The sequence below is a fragment of the Clostridium sp. C1 genome (assembly GCF_018223625.1).
In the GTDB taxonomy this organism is placed as follows: domain Bacteria; phylum Bacillota_I; class Bacilli_A; order Erysipelotrichales; family Coprobacillaceae; genus Allocoprobacillus.
Genome location: NZ_CP073631.1, coordinates 104,048 through 120,472, shown reverse-complemented (window position 1 = coordinate 120,472; position 16,425 = coordinate 104,048). Strand labels below are relative to the sequence as shown.

General features: G+C 33.8%; 16 protein-coding genes. All 16 read right to left on the bottom strand.

Features of this window, described 5'->3' with window-relative positions; translation table 11 throughout:
* Positions 1–3: 3 nt before the first annotated feature.
* The 16 genes from fabG to KEC48_RS00540 all read right to left on the bottom strand — a co-directional run bounded on the left by fabG (position 4) and on the right by KEC48_RS00540 (position 16,401).
* Positions 4–738, bottom strand: coding sequence for a 3-oxoacyl-[acyl-carrier-protein] reductase (fabG, locus tag KEC48_RS00615; RefSeq protein ID WP_087358059.1), 735 nt, complete (start codon positions 736–738; stop codon positions 4–6).
* The gene (gene fabD / locus KEC48_RS00610) at positions 731–1,645 is read right to left on the bottom strand and encodes an ACP S-malonyltransferase (protein ID WP_087358058.1); all 915 of its coding nucleotides are present in this window, start codon (positions 1,643–1,645) and stop codon (positions 731–733) included. Before fabD ends, fabG begins: the two co-directional genes overlap by 8 nt.
* Positions 1,642–2,706, bottom strand: a complete 1,065-nt coding sequence (locus KEC48_RS00605; RefSeq protein WP_211963739.1) for a nitronate monooxygenase — start codon at positions 2,704–2,706, stop codon at positions 1,642–1,644. Before KEC48_RS00605 ends, fabD begins: the two co-directional genes overlap by 4 nt.
* Positions 2,703–3,647, bottom strand: a complete 945-nt coding sequence (gene fabK / locus KEC48_RS00600) for an enoyl-[acyl-carrier-protein] reductase FabK (protein ID WP_249191388.1) — start codon at positions 3,645–3,647, stop codon at positions 2,703–2,705. The genes KEC48_RS00605 and fabK overlap by 4 nt, the downstream gene beginning before the upstream one ends.
* 1 nt (position 3,648) lies before the next feature.
* Entirely contained in the window at positions 3,649–4,623 is a 975-nt protein-coding gene (locus KEC48_RS00595; RefSeq protein WP_087358055.1) for a beta-ketoacyl-ACP synthase III, read from the bottom strand.
* The gene (locus KEC48_RS00590) at positions 4,620–5,540 is read right to left on the bottom strand and encodes an acetyl-CoA carboxylase carboxyltransferase subunit alpha (RefSeq protein ID WP_087358054.1); all 921 of its coding nucleotides are present in this window, start codon (positions 5,538–5,540) and stop codon (positions 4,620–4,622) included. Before KEC48_RS00590 ends, KEC48_RS00595 begins: the two co-directional genes overlap by 4 nt.
* Entirely contained in the window at positions 5,537–6,406 is an 870-nt protein-coding gene (gene accD, locus KEC48_RS00585; RefSeq protein WP_087358053.1) for an acetyl-CoA carboxylase, carboxyltransferase subunit beta, read from the bottom strand. The genes KEC48_RS00590 and accD overlap by 4 nt, the downstream gene beginning before the upstream one ends.
* A complete protein-coding gene (accC, locus tag KEC48_RS00580; RefSeq protein WP_211963736.1) occupies positions 6,390–7,757 on the bottom strand; it encodes an acetyl-CoA carboxylase biotin carboxylase subunit in 1,368 nt (455 codons plus the stop codon). The genes accD and accC overlap by 17 nt, the downstream gene beginning before the upstream one ends.
* A 9-nt stretch (positions 7,758–7,766) precedes the next feature.
* Positions 7,767–8,177: an acetyl-CoA carboxylase biotin carboxyl carrier protein gene (gene accB, locus KEC48_RS00575; RefSeq protein WP_211963734.1), complete on the bottom strand. Its 411-nt coding sequence runs from the start codon at positions 8,175–8,177 to the stop codon at positions 7,767–7,769.
* 42 nt (positions 8,178–8,219) lie between these two features.
* Positions 8,220–8,444: an acyl carrier protein gene (locus KEC48_RS00570; RefSeq protein ID WP_087358050.1), complete on the bottom strand. Its 225-nt coding sequence runs from the start codon at positions 8,442–8,444 to the stop codon at positions 8,220–8,222.
* 182 nt (positions 8,445–8,626) lie between these two features.
* The gene (locus KEC48_RS00565) at positions 8,627–10,450 is read right to left on the bottom strand and encodes an ABC transporter ATP-binding protein (protein WP_087358049.1); all 1,824 of its coding nucleotides are present in this window, start codon (positions 10,448–10,450) and stop codon (positions 8,627–8,629) included.
* On the bottom strand, positions 10,443–12,665 hold the full coding sequence (locus KEC48_RS00560) for an ABC transporter ATP-binding protein (RefSeq protein WP_211963732.1): 2,223 nt from the start codon (positions 12,663–12,665) through the stop codon (positions 10,443–10,445). The genes KEC48_RS00565 and KEC48_RS00560 overlap by 8 nt, the downstream gene beginning before the upstream one ends.
* Positions 12,662–13,090 (bottom strand): MarR family transcriptional regulator, encoded by a 429-nt coding sequence (locus KEC48_RS00555; RefSeq protein ID WP_211963730.1) that lies wholly within the window; start codon positions 13,088–13,090, stop codon positions 12,662–12,664. The genes KEC48_RS00560 and KEC48_RS00555 overlap by 4 nt, the downstream gene beginning before the upstream one ends.
* 126 nt (positions 13,091–13,216) lie before the next feature.
* Positions 13,217–14,458 (bottom strand): glutamate-5-semialdehyde dehydrogenase, encoded by a 1,242-nt coding sequence (locus KEC48_RS00550; RefSeq protein ID WP_211963728.1) that lies wholly within the window; start codon positions 14,456–14,458, stop codon positions 13,217–13,219.
* Positions 14,451–15,584, bottom strand: a complete 1,134-nt coding sequence (gene proB, locus KEC48_RS00545; protein ID WP_211963727.1) for a glutamate 5-kinase — start codon at positions 15,582–15,584, stop codon at positions 14,451–14,453. Before proB ends, KEC48_RS00550 begins: the two co-directional genes overlap by 8 nt.
* Positions 15,571–16,401, bottom strand: coding sequence for a hypothetical protein (locus KEC48_RS00540; protein ID WP_211963724.1), 831 nt, complete (start codon positions 16,399–16,401; stop codon positions 15,571–15,573). Before KEC48_RS00540 ends, proB begins: the two co-directional genes overlap by 14 nt.
* Positions 16,402–16,425: the final 24 nt, after the last annotated feature.

Here is a 16,425-nt window from a genome sequence, read left to right as displayed (position 1 = left end):
TCCTTACATGACCATTCCGCCATCAACATTAATCACTTGACCAGTGATATATTTGGCACTATCACTTGCTAAAAAGTATGCAACATTCGCAACATCTTCTGGTTCACCCATTTTTTGTAATGGAATATTTTTCAAGATATTGTCTTTTGTATCATCACTTAAAACTTCTGTCATCTTTGTTGCAATGAATCCTGGTGCAATCGCATTAGCACGAATATGACGTGGCGCTAATTCTTTCGCTACTGATTTTGTTAAAGCAATCACTCCTGCTTTACTAGCTGCATAGTTAGCTTGCCCAACATTACCAATAATTCCAATCACACTTGCCATATTGATAATAACACCATTTCTTTGTTTCATCATAATACGAGAAACAGCTTTAATCGTATTGAATGTCCCTTTTAAATTGACATCAATAACATCCATAAATGATTGTGTGTTCATCTTTAATAATAACTGATCTTTTGTAATTCCTGAATTATTCACAAGAACATCAATAGAACCTAATTTTTCTAAAACTGTTTTCATCATTTGATCCATCGCATCATAATCAGTGACATCACCTTCATGAATCATAGCTTGAACACCATATTGACAACATTCTTTTTGGACTTCCAAAGCTTCTTCTTGATTTCCAATATAATTAATTGCAATATCATAACCTTCACTTGCAAATTTTAAAGCTATCGCTTTTCCAATTCCACGACTTGCTCCTGTAATTAACGCTACTTTACCCATTTTTTAACGCTCCTAACATTTGATTTAATCCTTCAATACTATCTACACTATAAACTGGTATTGTTTTATCTGTTTTCTTTACAAAAGCACTTAATGCTTTACCCGGTCCGATTTCCACAAAAGCTTCAACCCCTTGAGCAATCATATATTGAATTGACTGATAGAAATAAACACTTGATTTGATTTGTCGAGTTAAAATGTCAATCAAATCACCATCTTCTTCTTTTCCAGAAACATTATAAACAACTGGTATACGAGGTTGATGAATATCATATTTTTCTAATTCTGCTTTTAACTGGTGTGAAGCTTCTTCTAATAATGGAGAATGGAATGCTCCTGAAACTTTCAATGGAATGACACGTTTAGCCCCTGCTTCTTTTAATTTTTGTGATGCTGTTTCAACAGCTTCTTTCACTCCTGTAATGACAATCTGTCCTGGACAATTGTAATTGGCAATCGTTACACCATCAATAGGAGCAATCACTTCTTGAATCTTTGTTGCATCCATTGCTAAAACAGCAGCCATAGATGTTGTTCCAGCTGGCAGGGCTTCACTCATGATTTGCCCACGATGTCTAACAATAGTAATCGCATCTTGTATATCAAAAGCTCCGGCATAAGCTAAAGCTGAATATTCTCCTAAAGATAATCCAGCGACATAGTCTGGATGAATACCATGTGCTTCAATCACTTTCGCAATAGCTAATGAGGTTGTTAAAATACAAGGCTGAGCATATGATGTTTCATTAAGAACATCTTCTGGTCCATCAAAACAAACTTTCTTGACATCAATATCAATATGTGCCTGATCATACACATCTTTCGCTTCTTGAAAAGCATCATAGAAAGCTTTTCCCATACCAACATATTGGCTTCCCTGACCAGCAAAAATCATACCAATTTTCATAGATTTTCCTCCATTTCTTCCATATATTCTTGAATCACTTCTTCAACATGTTTCATATCATGAATTCTGGCAGCTTGACTTCCTACAAAAATCAAACCATTTTGGACATTCCCTTTCACACTTTGAATCAACGCTTCACTAATACAATAAGGTGTATTTTCTGGTGTACAAGGAATCATACATTCAAGACATTTTTTCATACAGATATTTCCTGTCTGTCTTGTTTTCTTAACAAAATCATTCACAATCGCACGACCCGGCATACCCGCAGGACTTGTAACAAGCTCTATATCATCCTCTGTACATTGAATGACCATATCTTTAAATTCCTGAGCTGCATCACATTCATAAGTGGCAATAAATGATGTTGCAATTTGTACACCAGCAGCCCCCTGTTTCACTAATTCAGCTATTTTTTTACCAGAATCAATTCCACCAGCGACGAAAACAGGAATTGTTTTTTTATATTTTTCTTCCCAGACCTTTAATTCTTTTTTGACATCACTTAAAATCTCAGTTAATGTCTGGCATGTATGTGCCAATAAATCTTCTTTTTTAAAACCAAGATGTCCACCTGCTTCACTACCTTCAATCACAACAAAATCAGGTGTATACTGATAACGTTTATCCCAAACTCTGGCAATCAATCTTGCCGCTTTACCACTTGATACAATCGGTGCTAATAATGTTTTTCCTTTTGCCCATTTTGGTAAATCTAGAGGTAATCCTGCTCCTGAAATAATCGCATCACAGCCACCATCCACAGAAGCTTTTACAAATTTTTCATAATCACGACTGGCAACCATGATATTCACACCAATTAAACCATTTCCTTTAGCAATCTCTTTGGCACGTTGAATATGATCTTTAATCGCTTGACAGTTAATAGCTACAGGATTCTTTCTAAATCCTTCATAGTTATATCCAGGATGTGCTGCACTAATCACACCCATTGCACCACATTTAGCCACATGACCAGCTAAAGATGATAACGAGATACCTACTCCCATACCACCTTGAATGATAGGAAGTTTCATTATACGATCTTGTATTTGAATCATTGAATATCCTCCATGACTTCCTGTAAATGGGCATACACATCTTTTGTTGAAGTCATCATTTCTTCTAAAATCTGTTTCATAGGTTTACGTTCTTTGACCATTCCGGCAATTTGTCCCATCATTACAGAACCTGTTTTCACGTCACCTTCTTGAACGGCTTTTCTCAAAGCACCCAATGTTAATTTTTCTAATTCTTCTCGACTTTCAAAATGTCCTTCTAATTTTAAATACTCTCTTGCCATTTGATTCTTTAAAATACGTACAGGCGTATTGACACTTCTTCCTGTCACAACAGTATCTGTATCTTTTGCTTTAATGACTGCATCCTTATAATTTTCATGAATTGGACATTCCTCAGCAACTAATAAACATGTTCCTACTTGAACTCCAATAGCACCTAAACTGAATACTGCCATCATACCTCGACCATCACCAATACCACCAGCTGCAATAACTGGAATATTCACTGCATCTACAACTTGTGGAACTAAGGCCATTGTTGTCATTTCACCAACATGCCCACCTGATTCTCCACCTTCAACAATCAAAGCATCGGCTCCTGCTCTTTCCATGCGTTTGGCTAATCCAACACTTGGAACAACAGGGAATACTTTAATGCCAGCTTCTTTTAATTTAGCCATGTATGGTCCTGGATTTCCTGCACCAGTTGTCACAACATGTACACCTTCTTCAACAATAACATCAATAATTTCACTGGCATAAGGATTCATCAACATGACATTGACACCAAATGGCTGTGTCGTTAATTGTTTACATTTTTGAATTTCAATGCGTGTCTGATTGGCATCCATTGATCCTGTTGCAATGATACCTAATCCCCCACTATTAGAAACACATGCAGCAAAAGATGCTGTTGCAATGTTTGCCATTGCTCCTTGAATAATAGGATATTGAATATTTAATAATTGATTTAATAACACTTTATTGTCCTCCTCTATTGTCAATAAGAGTTGCCCCATATGTAAGTCCTGCACCAAAGCCAACTAAAATCACACGACCATTGGCTGGTATTTTTCCTTCTCTTTGTGCCATTGCATAAGCAATCGGAATACTAGCCGCTGAAGTATTTCCAAACTCTTGAAGATTCATGTAAAATTTAGAAAGATCAACTTTCATTTTTTTAGCGACATGACTAATAATACGATAATTAGCTTGATGTGGAATCACTAAGTCAATATCATCCATTGTAAGATGTGATTGTTCCAAAACATTTTCAATAGATTCTTTTAAGACTCTCACAGCAAAACGAAACACGTCGTTTCCTTTCATATTTAAATAATGTGTTGTAGCTTCGTTGTTTTGTAAATCTTTTACTAATGGTAAGCCTTGAGCCTTTAACACATCTTCTACATCACCTTCACTATTGGCATAATGATAAAGTTTTGTTTGACCACGACCTAGAACCATTGCTCCTGCACCATCCCCAAATAAGACACAAGTTGAACGGTCATTCCAGTCAATCATCTTACTGATTGTTTCACTGCCAATCACCAGAATATGCTGATATCTATTCAATAAATCACTGGCAATCTGAAACGCATATAAAAATCCACTACATGCCCCATTAATATCAAACGCAAAAACAGGACAATCATTTAATCCAAGTTTTGCCTGTACAAGACAAGCTGTTGAAGGTGTCATACAATCCGGTGTCATTGTCGCAACAATAATCACTTCAATATCTTCTTTTTGAATCTTAGCATCTTCAATCGCCTGTAAACTGGCTTGACAAGCCAAATCACTTGTATTTTCAGTTTCACTTACATAACGTGATGAAATCCCTGTTCTTTGAACAATCCATTCATCACTTGTATCGACTCTTTTTTCTAAATCTTGATTAGATATTTTCTTTTGAGCTCTGACAAACCCTGTTCCTAAGATTTCAATTGAACTCATGACATCACTCCCATTTTACGAAATTTCTGATAACGTTTTTCTAACAATTCTTTTTCTTTTGTATGCATTAAAATATCTAATTCTTTTTGTAAGTACTGATCTATATTATCTAAAACAAGTTTTAAATCATTTTGCATACCACCAGTAGGTTCTTTGACTAAATAATCCACAATCCCTTTTTCATATAAATCATAAGATGTGAGTTTCATGACTTCAGCTGCTTCTTGTACACGACTATCATCTTTCCATAAAATACTTGCAAAACCTTCTGGTGATAACACTGAATAAATGGCATTTTCTAACATACAAATACGATCGGCCACACTCAAAGCTAAAGCACCTCCGCTTCCTCCTTCAGATAACACCACACAAATGACAGGTGTTTTGATATCAGAGAAAACATACAAACATTCAGCAATAGCTTGTGCTTGTCCCCTTTCTTCAGCTTCAATACCCGGATAAGCTCCAGCTGTATCCACAAAAGTAATAATTGGACGATGAAACTTTTCTGCCTGTCTGGCAAGTCTTAAGGCCTTACGATAACCTTCTGGATTACACATTCCAAAATGTCGATCTAAGTTTTCCTGTAAAGTTTTTCCTTTTGCTTGAGCAATCACTGTCACTGGCATTGAATGAAAATAACCAATTCCCCCAATAATCGCCTGATCATCTCCAAAACGTCTATCCCCATGAAGTTCATAAAAATGATCAAACAATCCTTCAATAAAATCACTAGCTTTTGGTCGTGATGGATGTCTGGCGATAGACACACGATCCCAAGCCGTTAAATTCTGATATGTTTCTTTAGTCAAATGATCTATCTGTAAAGATAATTCATCAAATTCTTTTTGATCTTGAGTCATAGCTCTTTTGGCTTGTAACTCTTTTATTTTATTTTCATTATCTATGAGGCTCATAATTTTCCTCCATGTAACTTTAATAAATCTGAAATAACATTTTTTAAATCATGTCTTTGAACAATCATATCAATAAAACCTTTTTCAAGTAAAAATTCAGCTGTTTGAAAACCTTCTGGTAATTCTTGTTTTATGGTATCTTGAATGACACGTTTTCCAGCAAATCCAATCATGGCTTGTGGTTCAGCAATAATAATATCACCTAACATCGCAAAACTAGCACTGACACCACCCGTTGTTGGATGCGTCAATAAAGCAATATATAATCCACCTTGATTGGAAAAGCGTTTTAAAGCCGCACTGATCTTAGCCATCTGCATTAAAGAATCAATTCCTTCCTGCATTCTGGCTCCTCCACTTGTACAGCTAATGACTAAAGGAAGTTTTTTACGTGTTGCTAATTCAACAGCTTTGCAGATTTTTTCGCCCACAACTTTTCCCATGCTTCCCATCATAAAACGAGAATCCATGACACATAAAACAAGACGATTTTGGTTGATTTTGCCAATCCCACAAATAACTGCTTCATTCATTCCTGTTGACATTTGTGCCTTTTTTAATTTAGCATCATAACCCGGAAAGTTTTCTATATTTTCTGTATGATCTTTTTCAAAATATTCACGCCATGAACCATCATCAATCAAATCACGAATACGTTGTCTGGCACTAATTTTCATATGATAACCACATTTAGGACATACATAATCATTTTCAATAAGAGAAAAATAAGGAATTGACTCATGACAATGATCACATTGTTTAAAAATATTTTCTGGAATTTCTTTTTTTTCTTTGACCTTATGTCTTTTGAGCCATGATGAGAATTCTTTCAATTCTTCATTTCGCTTTTTAAACAATTGATCCATTATCTTTCAACTCCTTTATAAATGTTTCACAAAAACTTGTATCATATCTTCCTTCAATAAATTCTTTAGAATGAAGAACATAGTAATGAAATTTTGTATTGGTTGAAATGCCATCAATAATGACTTCACTTAAAGCTGCACGCATCTTTTTAATACATTCTAGTCGTGTCGGTGCAAATGTAATGAGTTTTAAAATCATAGAATCATAATAAGGTGAAATTTCACATCCACTATACATCGCACTATCAACACGTACACCACGTCCACCCGGCAAATGCATAAAAGTTATTTTTCCAGGTGTTGGAGCAAAATCACGATTCATATCTTCGGCATTAATACGACACTCTAAAGCATAACCATTTTGATGAATATCTTCTTGGCGATAAGGAAGCTTTAATCCTTCTGCGACTTTTAACTGTAATTTAATCAAATCAACACCACAAATCATCTCTGTAATAGGATGTTCTACCTGAATACGTGTATTCATTTCCATAAAATAATAATTTCCATGTTTATCTAATAAAAACTCTATCGTTCCCACACTGTTATAACCTACATGACGACAAGCTTTTAAAGCATCTTCAAATAAATGTTGACGAACATCTTTCTTTAAAATATGACATGGTGCTTCTTCAATCATCTTTTGATGACGTCTTTGAAATGAACAATCTCTTTCAAATAAATGAATCACATTTCCATGTTGATCTCCAATGACCTGCACTTCAATATGTTTTGGATTTTCAATCAATTTTTCTAAATAGACATCATCATCTCCAAAACAGGCTTTGGCTTCTGCTTTTGCATTTGTGTATTGTGTTTCAAATTCTTCTTCATTACAAACAACACGCATACCACGTCCACCACCACCATTACTTGCCTTAATCATCACTGGATAACCAATACGACTGGCAATGTCTTTTCCTTGTTCAACAGTTTCCACAACTTCTTTAGAACCCGGAATAACGGGAACGCCAGCTTCTTTCATCATTTTTCTGGCTGCTGACTTATTTCCCAGCATATCAATAATATCTGGTGAAGGCCCAACCCAAATGAGTCCACACTGAATAACCAATCTGGCAAACTGACTGTTTTCACTTAAAAACCCAAATCCCGGATGAATGGCATCACATCCTGTATTACATGCTGCCTGAATAATCGCATTCATATTCAAATAAGAATCATTAGCTAAAGGTCCTCCAATACATACGGATTCATCTGCCAGTTGCACATGTAAAGATTGTCTATCAGCCGTTGAATAAACTGCGACTGTCTGTATTCCCATTTCTTTACATGTACGAATAATCCTTACAGCAATTTCACCACGATTAGCGATTAATAATTTTTCAATCATACAATCACCTTACCCTATCATCATTAAAGTCTGATCATATTCAACAGTTTCACCATCTTGAACTTCAATAGATAAAACTTTACCAGAAACAGTTGCTTTAATTTCATTCATGACTTTCATTGCTTCAATAATACAAATTGTATCTCCTTCTTGAATCGTATCTCCTACTTTAACATAAGGTTCTTTTCCAGCACCACTTGATTGATAATATGTTCCAACAATTGGACTTTTTATAGGTGTTCCTGTTTTTTCTTCAGTTTTTTCTTCTTGAACAGATTGTCCCTCAACTGGTGTCACAACCTGTTTAACTTCAACATCTTTTTCTAATGTGATATGCAAATCACCATCAGTTAAATCCATCTTAGATATTTGGCTTTCTTCAAACATCTGCATAATTGATTTAATTTTTTCAGTATCCATATCCATTCCTCCTTAGAAAAATAAGCTAAGTGAAACCTTAGCTTATTGTTTAGATTCAATTAATTTCACAATATCTTCTACAGTTACTAATGCAGCTAATTCTTCATCAGAAATTTCAACATCAAATTCTGTTTCTAAATCTAAAGATAATTCAACAGCTGCTAAAGAATCAATTTCTAAATCTTCTTTTAATCTTGATTCTGGTGTAATTCCTTCTCCATCAATATTTAAAGATTCTACTAATGCGTCTTTAACTTGTTCAAACATGATATGTCCTCCTATGTTTTACTTAAAATTTTTTATGTTCTTACTTCAAATTTTTGAAGTAATGTTACTATACACCTCTTTTTTTGATTTGTAAATAGATTTTCATTAATTTATTTAAAAAATTTTATATAAATTTTTAAATGTATCTAAAAAATAAAAATAACTCACTCAAAATGAGTAAGTTATTCATGACTTGATTCAAATTGTGATTGATACAATTCGGCATAGAATCCATTTTTTGCAAGTAATGACTCATGGTTTCCTAATTCTACAATATCGCCATCTTTCATGACAATAATCGTATTAGCATCCTTAATCGTAGAAAGTCGATGAGCAATAATAAAGCTTGTTCTTCCTTCCATCAATTTATCCATACCTCTTTGTATCAATACTTCTGTTCTTGTATCAACAGATGAAGTTGCTTCATCTAAAATCAAGATTTTAGGATTCGCAAGAAAAGCTCTAGCTATAGTTAATAATTGTTTTTGTCCCTGTGAAATATTATTAGATTCTTCATTAATGATTGTATCATAACCATCTTCTAAAGTATTAATAAAATGATCAGCATATGCCAATCGACAGGCTTCATACATTTCTTCATCTGTTGCATCTAATTTTCCATATTTTAAGTTTTCACGAATCGTTCCACCAAATAACCATGTATCTTGTAAAACCATACCAAACAAACTTCTTAAATCACTTCTGGCAAATTGTGTAATATCTTTTCCATCAATTAAGATATGCCCACCATTCAATTCATAAAAACGCATTAACAATTTGACAATCGTTGTTTTCCCCGCACCTGTTGGTCCAACAATTGCAACACTTTGTCCAGCATGAACATGCATAGAAAAGTCGTGAATGATTGTTTTTTCTGGCGTATAGCCAAATTGAACATGGTTGAATGTAACACTTCCTTGCATGTTATGGACTTGGTCACTAGTGACCAAAGCATGTTCTTCTTCCATCTCTGGTTCATCTAAAAATTCAAACACACGTTCTGCAGCAGCTGCAGTCGATTGTAATTGATTCATAATTTGAGCAAGTTGAGTAATCGGTTGGTTAAATTGACGCACATATTGAATAAATGCCTGAATATCCCCAATCGAAATCATTTGTCCACTGGCTAAAAATCCACCTAACAAACACACACCCACATAACCAATATTTCCAACAAATGTTGTAAGTGGTTGCATCAAGCCAGAAAAGAACTGTGATTTCCATGCAGAGTTATATAAATCATCATTATAGTCTTCAAAACGTGCGACCGAATCTTCTTCGCCATTAAATGCTTTTACCACTTGATGAGCACCATACATTTCTTCAATGTGACCATTCACATTTCCTAAACTTGTTTGTTGTGAAATAAAGTACTTTTGTGTTCTTTTCATGATTTTAGTCATTAAAAACATTGAAATAGGTAACACACATAACGCTAATAATGTCATTGGAATACTGATTGTCAGCATCATAATTAAAATTCCAATAACTGTAACGGAAGATGTCACCACCTGTGTTAAACTCTGATTCAATGATTGCGCAATCAAATCAACATCATTGGTTACACGTGATAAGGTATCCCCACTTGAATGTGTATCAAAATAACTCAATGGCAAACGATCCATTTTTTCTGAAATTTCTTTTCTAAAATCATAAGCAACTTTTTGAGATATACCTGAAGTTAAAAATCCTTGAATATAATTTAATAAAGCACTGAACAAATAAATACAGACAAGGAAAATAAGAATTTGAAAGATTGCATCAAAATCAATACCACCTGTATGTGAAACCTTAGCCATTATTCCTTCACTTAATTTATCTGTTGCCTGAGCCAATACTTTCGGTCCAAAAATAGAAAAGATTGTTGATCCAGCAGCAAATATAAAGATAAATATAAATTTCACATAATAGGGACGTAAATGTGCAAATAATTTTTGAATCGTTCCCTTAAAGTCCTTAGCTTTTTCATTAGACATCTGTCTACCACCCATGTGTCCTCTAGGCATTGGCTAATTCCTCCTTTGAAAGTTGTGAATAAGCAATCTCCTGATAAACTTGACAAGATTTCATCAATTCTTCATGAGTTCCTTTTCCAACAATTTTTCCATCATCTAAAACAATAATCTGATCAGCATCCATAATAGAAGCTATTCTTTGTCCAACAATCAATACAGTATTATGATTCTTTTCCATTAACTGATTTAATTCTTTTCTTAAAATCGCATCTGTCTTAAAGTCCAATGCTGAAAAACTATCATCAAAAATCAAAATATCTGGATTTTTTGCAAGAGCTCTTGCAATTGCTAAACGTTGTTTTTGTCCACCAGAAACATTTGTTCCACCTTGTGAAATAGCTTCATCTAAACCATCCGGTTTGGCATCCACAAACTCTTTTGCCTGTGCTACACGAATCACTTCATTCAATTCTTCATCAGTGGCATCATGAGCCCCATATTGTAAGTTAGAACGAATCGTTCCAGAGAATAAAACACCTTTTTGTGGAACAACACCTATACGTTCTCTTAAATCATGTTGCTTCACATCTTTAACATTGACACCATCCACAATGACTTCACCAGCACTGACATCATAGAAACGTGGAATCAAATTTATTAAGGTGCTCTTTCCAGAACCTGTCGAACCAATAAACGCTGTTGTTTGTCCCGGTTTTGCTGTAAAAGTAATATGACTTAAAACAGGTTCATGAGCACCCGAATATTGGAAAGACACATCTTTAAATTCCACAACCCCTTGTTGTTTTGGATCAAAATCAACAGGTTGTTGTGGATCTTGAATGGTTAATTCTGTTGATAAAACTTCATAAACACGATCAGCAGCTACACTGGCACGAGGAATCATAATAAATATCATCGCAATAAACAAGAATGACATAATAATCTGCATAGCATATTGAATAAAAGCCATCATTTCTCCAATCGCAATATGTCCTAAATCTAATTGTTGTGAACCAACCCAAACAACCAGAACAGTTGCAAAGTTCATAATAAACATCATGATTGGCATTAATGTAGCCATCGCACGATTGACAAATAAGTTGACTGTTGTTAAATCATTATTGGCCTTATCGAAACGTTCTTCACTATGTTTTTCATTACCAAAAGCTCTAATCACAAGAACACCTGTTAAATTTTCACGCATAGTTAAGTTTAATCTGTCAATTAATGATTGAATAATTTTAAATTTTGGTAAAACAACTTTCATCAAAATCACAATGACAAGTGTAATGACAAATAAAATCATCAAAATAATCCATGTCATAGATGATGAATGGGTAAAAGCTTTAATCAATGCTCCAACACCCATCATAGGTGCAAATAAAACAATACGAAGCAACATAATCATCAACATTTGGACTTGTGTAATATCGTTTGTTGTACGTGTGATGAGTGATGCTGTTGAAAACTTATTAAATTCACTATTAGAAAAGCTTTCGACCTTCTTAAAAACGGCACGTCTTAAATCTCTAGCAAATCCAGCCCCTACTCGTGAAGAAAGGAATGCTGATGCCATTGCTGCCAATGAACCAAGTAAAGCAATACCTAACATCTTCAATCCAGACATAAAGATATACTCTGTCTGCATTTGATCAACATCTGCTCCTAGTGCCATATACTCATTTTTGACACCATTTCCAGCCGCAACTAACATCGTTGATTCACCCATTGTTTCAATTTGAGCATCAATTTTTGCGGTCATTTGACTTTTGGCCTGTTCATCCATCATTGAAAAAACCTGATAAATATCCATACCTTCTGGTGCATTTTGAAATAATTGTTGATATTCTTTTGAGTTAGGGTCCATTGAATCAATGGCTGAAACCATAAGCATTGGCTTTATCAATGCATTTTCCAGCTTTTGATTCTGTTCTTGAGTCATACTGTTATGAACATAAGCATCTTGCAAATGTGGAAACTCTTTTTTGATATCATCAGATAAATCTTCATATGAAACATACGTATAGCTTGATTCAATGATATCTTTTTGCTTTTCATCTGCAAAAATCAAGAGATGTTCAAAAGTATCTTGACTATAAACTTCACCTATTGATGTATCAAATCCACCAGCTTGTATCCCATTTGTCACTATATCACTCATATAGTCTGGTAATGCCAATTCTGATTGTGATTGAATAAAAACAAAACCAATACACAAAATAATTGGCAGCCAAAACTTATAGGCAAATTTACGTAACTTAATCACTCAATCTCCTCCTTTAAATTCCTTTTTATTTTTTTGACAACTTTTAAAACAGATTGATAATCTTCATCAGTTAAATCTTTACAAACAACTTGATGAACATAATGAAAATCTCTTTTCATTTCTTCAATGACTGCTTTACCTTGAGAAGACAAAACAATATAATAATGTCTTTTATCATCTTCATTTAATTTCCTTTCAATAAACCCCATATCAACCAATCTTTTGATTCTTACTGAAAGTGTTGCCTCAGTAATACGAAGTTTTTGGGCAATCTCCTTTTGATTCATTTGTGCATGAGCAATCAAAAAAATGAGCTTCACTTGTTCCATTGTTAAATGATGACATTTTTGAGCTGTTAATTTTTGAATCATTTTATGAATCTCTCTCATTTCTTCCATCATTTCACTAAAACATTGATATTCCATACTTTCCCTCCTATTACTTAGTACGCTAATCATTATACTTAGTCGACTAATTAATGTCAATATAAAAAGTGAATCTCATAATTCAATTAAATAAACAAAAAGGACAAAAAATAAAATTTTTATCCCTTATTCACGGACTTGTCCATTTCCATATATTTTATATTGATAAGATGTCATTTCCTGTAAGCCTAATGGTCCTCTAGCATGTAGCTTTTGGGTACTAATTCCTAGTTCTGCTCCAAAGCCAAATTCACCACCATCACTAAAACGAGTTGAGGCGTTATGATAAACACAGGCTGAATCCACATGACTCAAGAAATAGTCTGCTGTTTGGATATTTTCTGTAATAATAGCTTCTGAATGTTTCGTCGAATATTGAGCAATGTGTCCCACAGCTTCTTTGACATCTTGAACAACTTTGATTGCGACAATATAATCATCATATTCTGTTGCATAATCCTCTCTTGTCACCTGATGACAAGGAATATATTTTTGAACACTTTGATCTCCTCGTATTTCTACACAGTTTTGAAACTGCTCATATAATAATGGTAAATATTTTTCTGCAATATCTTGATGAACAAGAATTGTTTCAATCGCATTACAAACAGATGGTCTTTGAATTTTCGCATTCACACTAATATCTATTGCTTTTTCCATATCTGCTTCTTTGTCGATATATAAATGACAATTTCCTGCTCCTGTTTCAATCACTGGAACTGTTGCATTTTGCACAACATGTTGAATCAATCCTGCTCCTCCACGTGGAACCACAACATCCACATAACCATAGGCACGAATCAATTCATCAACCATTTCACGTCCACCATAATCTATCAATTGAACAGATGTTACAGGAAGTAAATCTTGCAAAGCTTTTTGCATGTAATACACAAGTATACGATTAGAATGAAAGGCCTCTTTACCACCCTTTAATAAGCAGACATTTCCGGATTTGATACATAAACAGGCAATATCAATAGTGACATTAGGTCGTGCTTCATAAACAATACCAAAGACACCAATTGGAATACGAACTTGTTGAATCAACAATCCATTAGGTCGTTTGATTTCTCTTACAATTTCTCCAACAGGATCTTTTAAATGAATTAACTTTAAAACATCATCACAAATACTCAAAATACGTTCTTCATTTAAGAATAAACGATCCATCATTGCTTTTGACATCCCTGTTTTTTTCGCATTTTCAATGTCTTTTTGGTTTTCTACGATAATATCAGGAATATGCTCTTTTAATGTTTTCGCAATATTTTGCAAAGCCTTATTTTTGTTATCTGTTGACATATTCATCATTTGACGCTGAGCCTGTCTGGCTTGAACCAATTGTTCCAGAAGATTTTTATTCATTGGATTTTCCTCCTAATATAACCATATTATTCGCATGAATAATTTCATCATAATCATAATTTCCCAAAATCTTTTTCATTTCAAAACTTTGATGTCCTTTGACCAACATAATTTCCAAACTTGAATATTGAACAATCCCTTTTGCAATGACTTGCTCATCTTGATCTACAATATCCACAACCTGTCCTGATAAAAACGATCCTTTGACATCAATAATCCCTGAAGGCAATAAACTTTTATGTTCCTTTAGTGCCTGTTTAGCTCCCTTATCAACAATAATTTTTCCTTTAGAATGACTACGATAAGTCAACCAATGATCTCTTGCATTCAAATTCTTTCCACTTTGTCCACTAAACCATGTTCCTTCTTCATATTCATCAAAAATATGCAAAAGAGCATTTTGTTTTTGACCACTCACAATGACCATATCTTTTCCATAATCGTTGACAATCTTAGCTGCTTTGATTTTGGTTGCCATACCCCCAGTTCCTAACTTTGATGAAGATCCTGACGCCATCTTTTCAATTCTTTCATCAATTCTTTCTACATATTTTAAAAGTTGTGCTTGAGGATTGACATGAGGATTATCCGTATAAAGTCCATCTATATCACTAACCAAAATAAGCAAATCTGCATCAATCACAGGAACCAGCAAAGCTGAAAGCGTATCATTATCCCCAACCTTAATTTCTTCTACAGCCAAAGCATCATTTTCATTGACAATAGGTATCACGCCATAATCAATCAAAGCATTCATAGTATGAGAAAGATTCATCAAACGTTGACGATCATCAAAATCCCCATGATTCAGTAAAACTTGTGCACATTTCAAATGAAAAAGTTGAAAGATTTCTTCATAAATTTGCATAAGTTTTGCCTGTCCAATGGCTGCAAGTGCCTGTTTTTGAGGCAATGTTTCTGGCTTACATGAAAGTTCCATAGCCCCCATCCCTGCACTAATCGCCCCTGAAGAAACAATGACAACTGTTTTTCCTTGTTCAATAAATTGTGCTATCTGCATAACAAAATATAATACTTTCTGTTGATCAATATAACCATTTGAATGACACAATGATGAAGAACCTATTTTAATAATGATTCGTTTTATATTTTCAATTTTTCTCATGATATTCTTCACTCATTTCTTTATAAAATAAATATTTAGCAATTTCAAATCTTCCTTTAAAGACCTCAATATATAAAAACAATGATGTAATCATACAAAACAACATCAAAATTTCATTTAAACGACCAATCCATAAAACAACACATCCTGTCACAATCCAATATAAAGCATGTCTAAACATATAAAAACAATAAAGATAAGCAAATGAAAAGAGTTTTTTCTTCATCAGACGCATGGAATAGCTTAAACATTCACTCCAAGAAAATTCTTCTAATTCCATTACATAAGGCACCGGCATAAATAAAGCTGTCAAAAAAAGATAGACTAGGATACATAGTATAATATTTCCTACTAAAAATGTATTTTCCATAATCAATGATAAGTATTGAAATTTAGGAATAAAATATTCTGTTTGAATCAGCGTATTGCCTAATGATGAAAACCATTCTATTGAAAATTCAGGTATTAAACTTTGAATGGTAAAAAAAGAAGGAAGCAAACAGATAAGTGTGCACACAACAAGTACTGCTTTTCTCATTAAATAAGCAGGAGCTACTTTTGGAAAACAGATGATTCCATTCAGTGAATCATGATAATCCAATACCGGTTTAGGAAAATCAACTAACTTCATTGCACATTTCACATAGCCATGACTAATAGAGCATAAAAACAGTGATACAAAAAAAGAAAAGATACCACTTCTTAAATATTGAGCCAAGACACCGACATAACCCACGTAAAAAAATTCAGGTATGATCTGTTTTCGATATTCTAAATAAATTTTATTTGCATGATTTTTAATGTCTTTGATATTCACGATTTCAGCCCCTCTTTGTTTTTA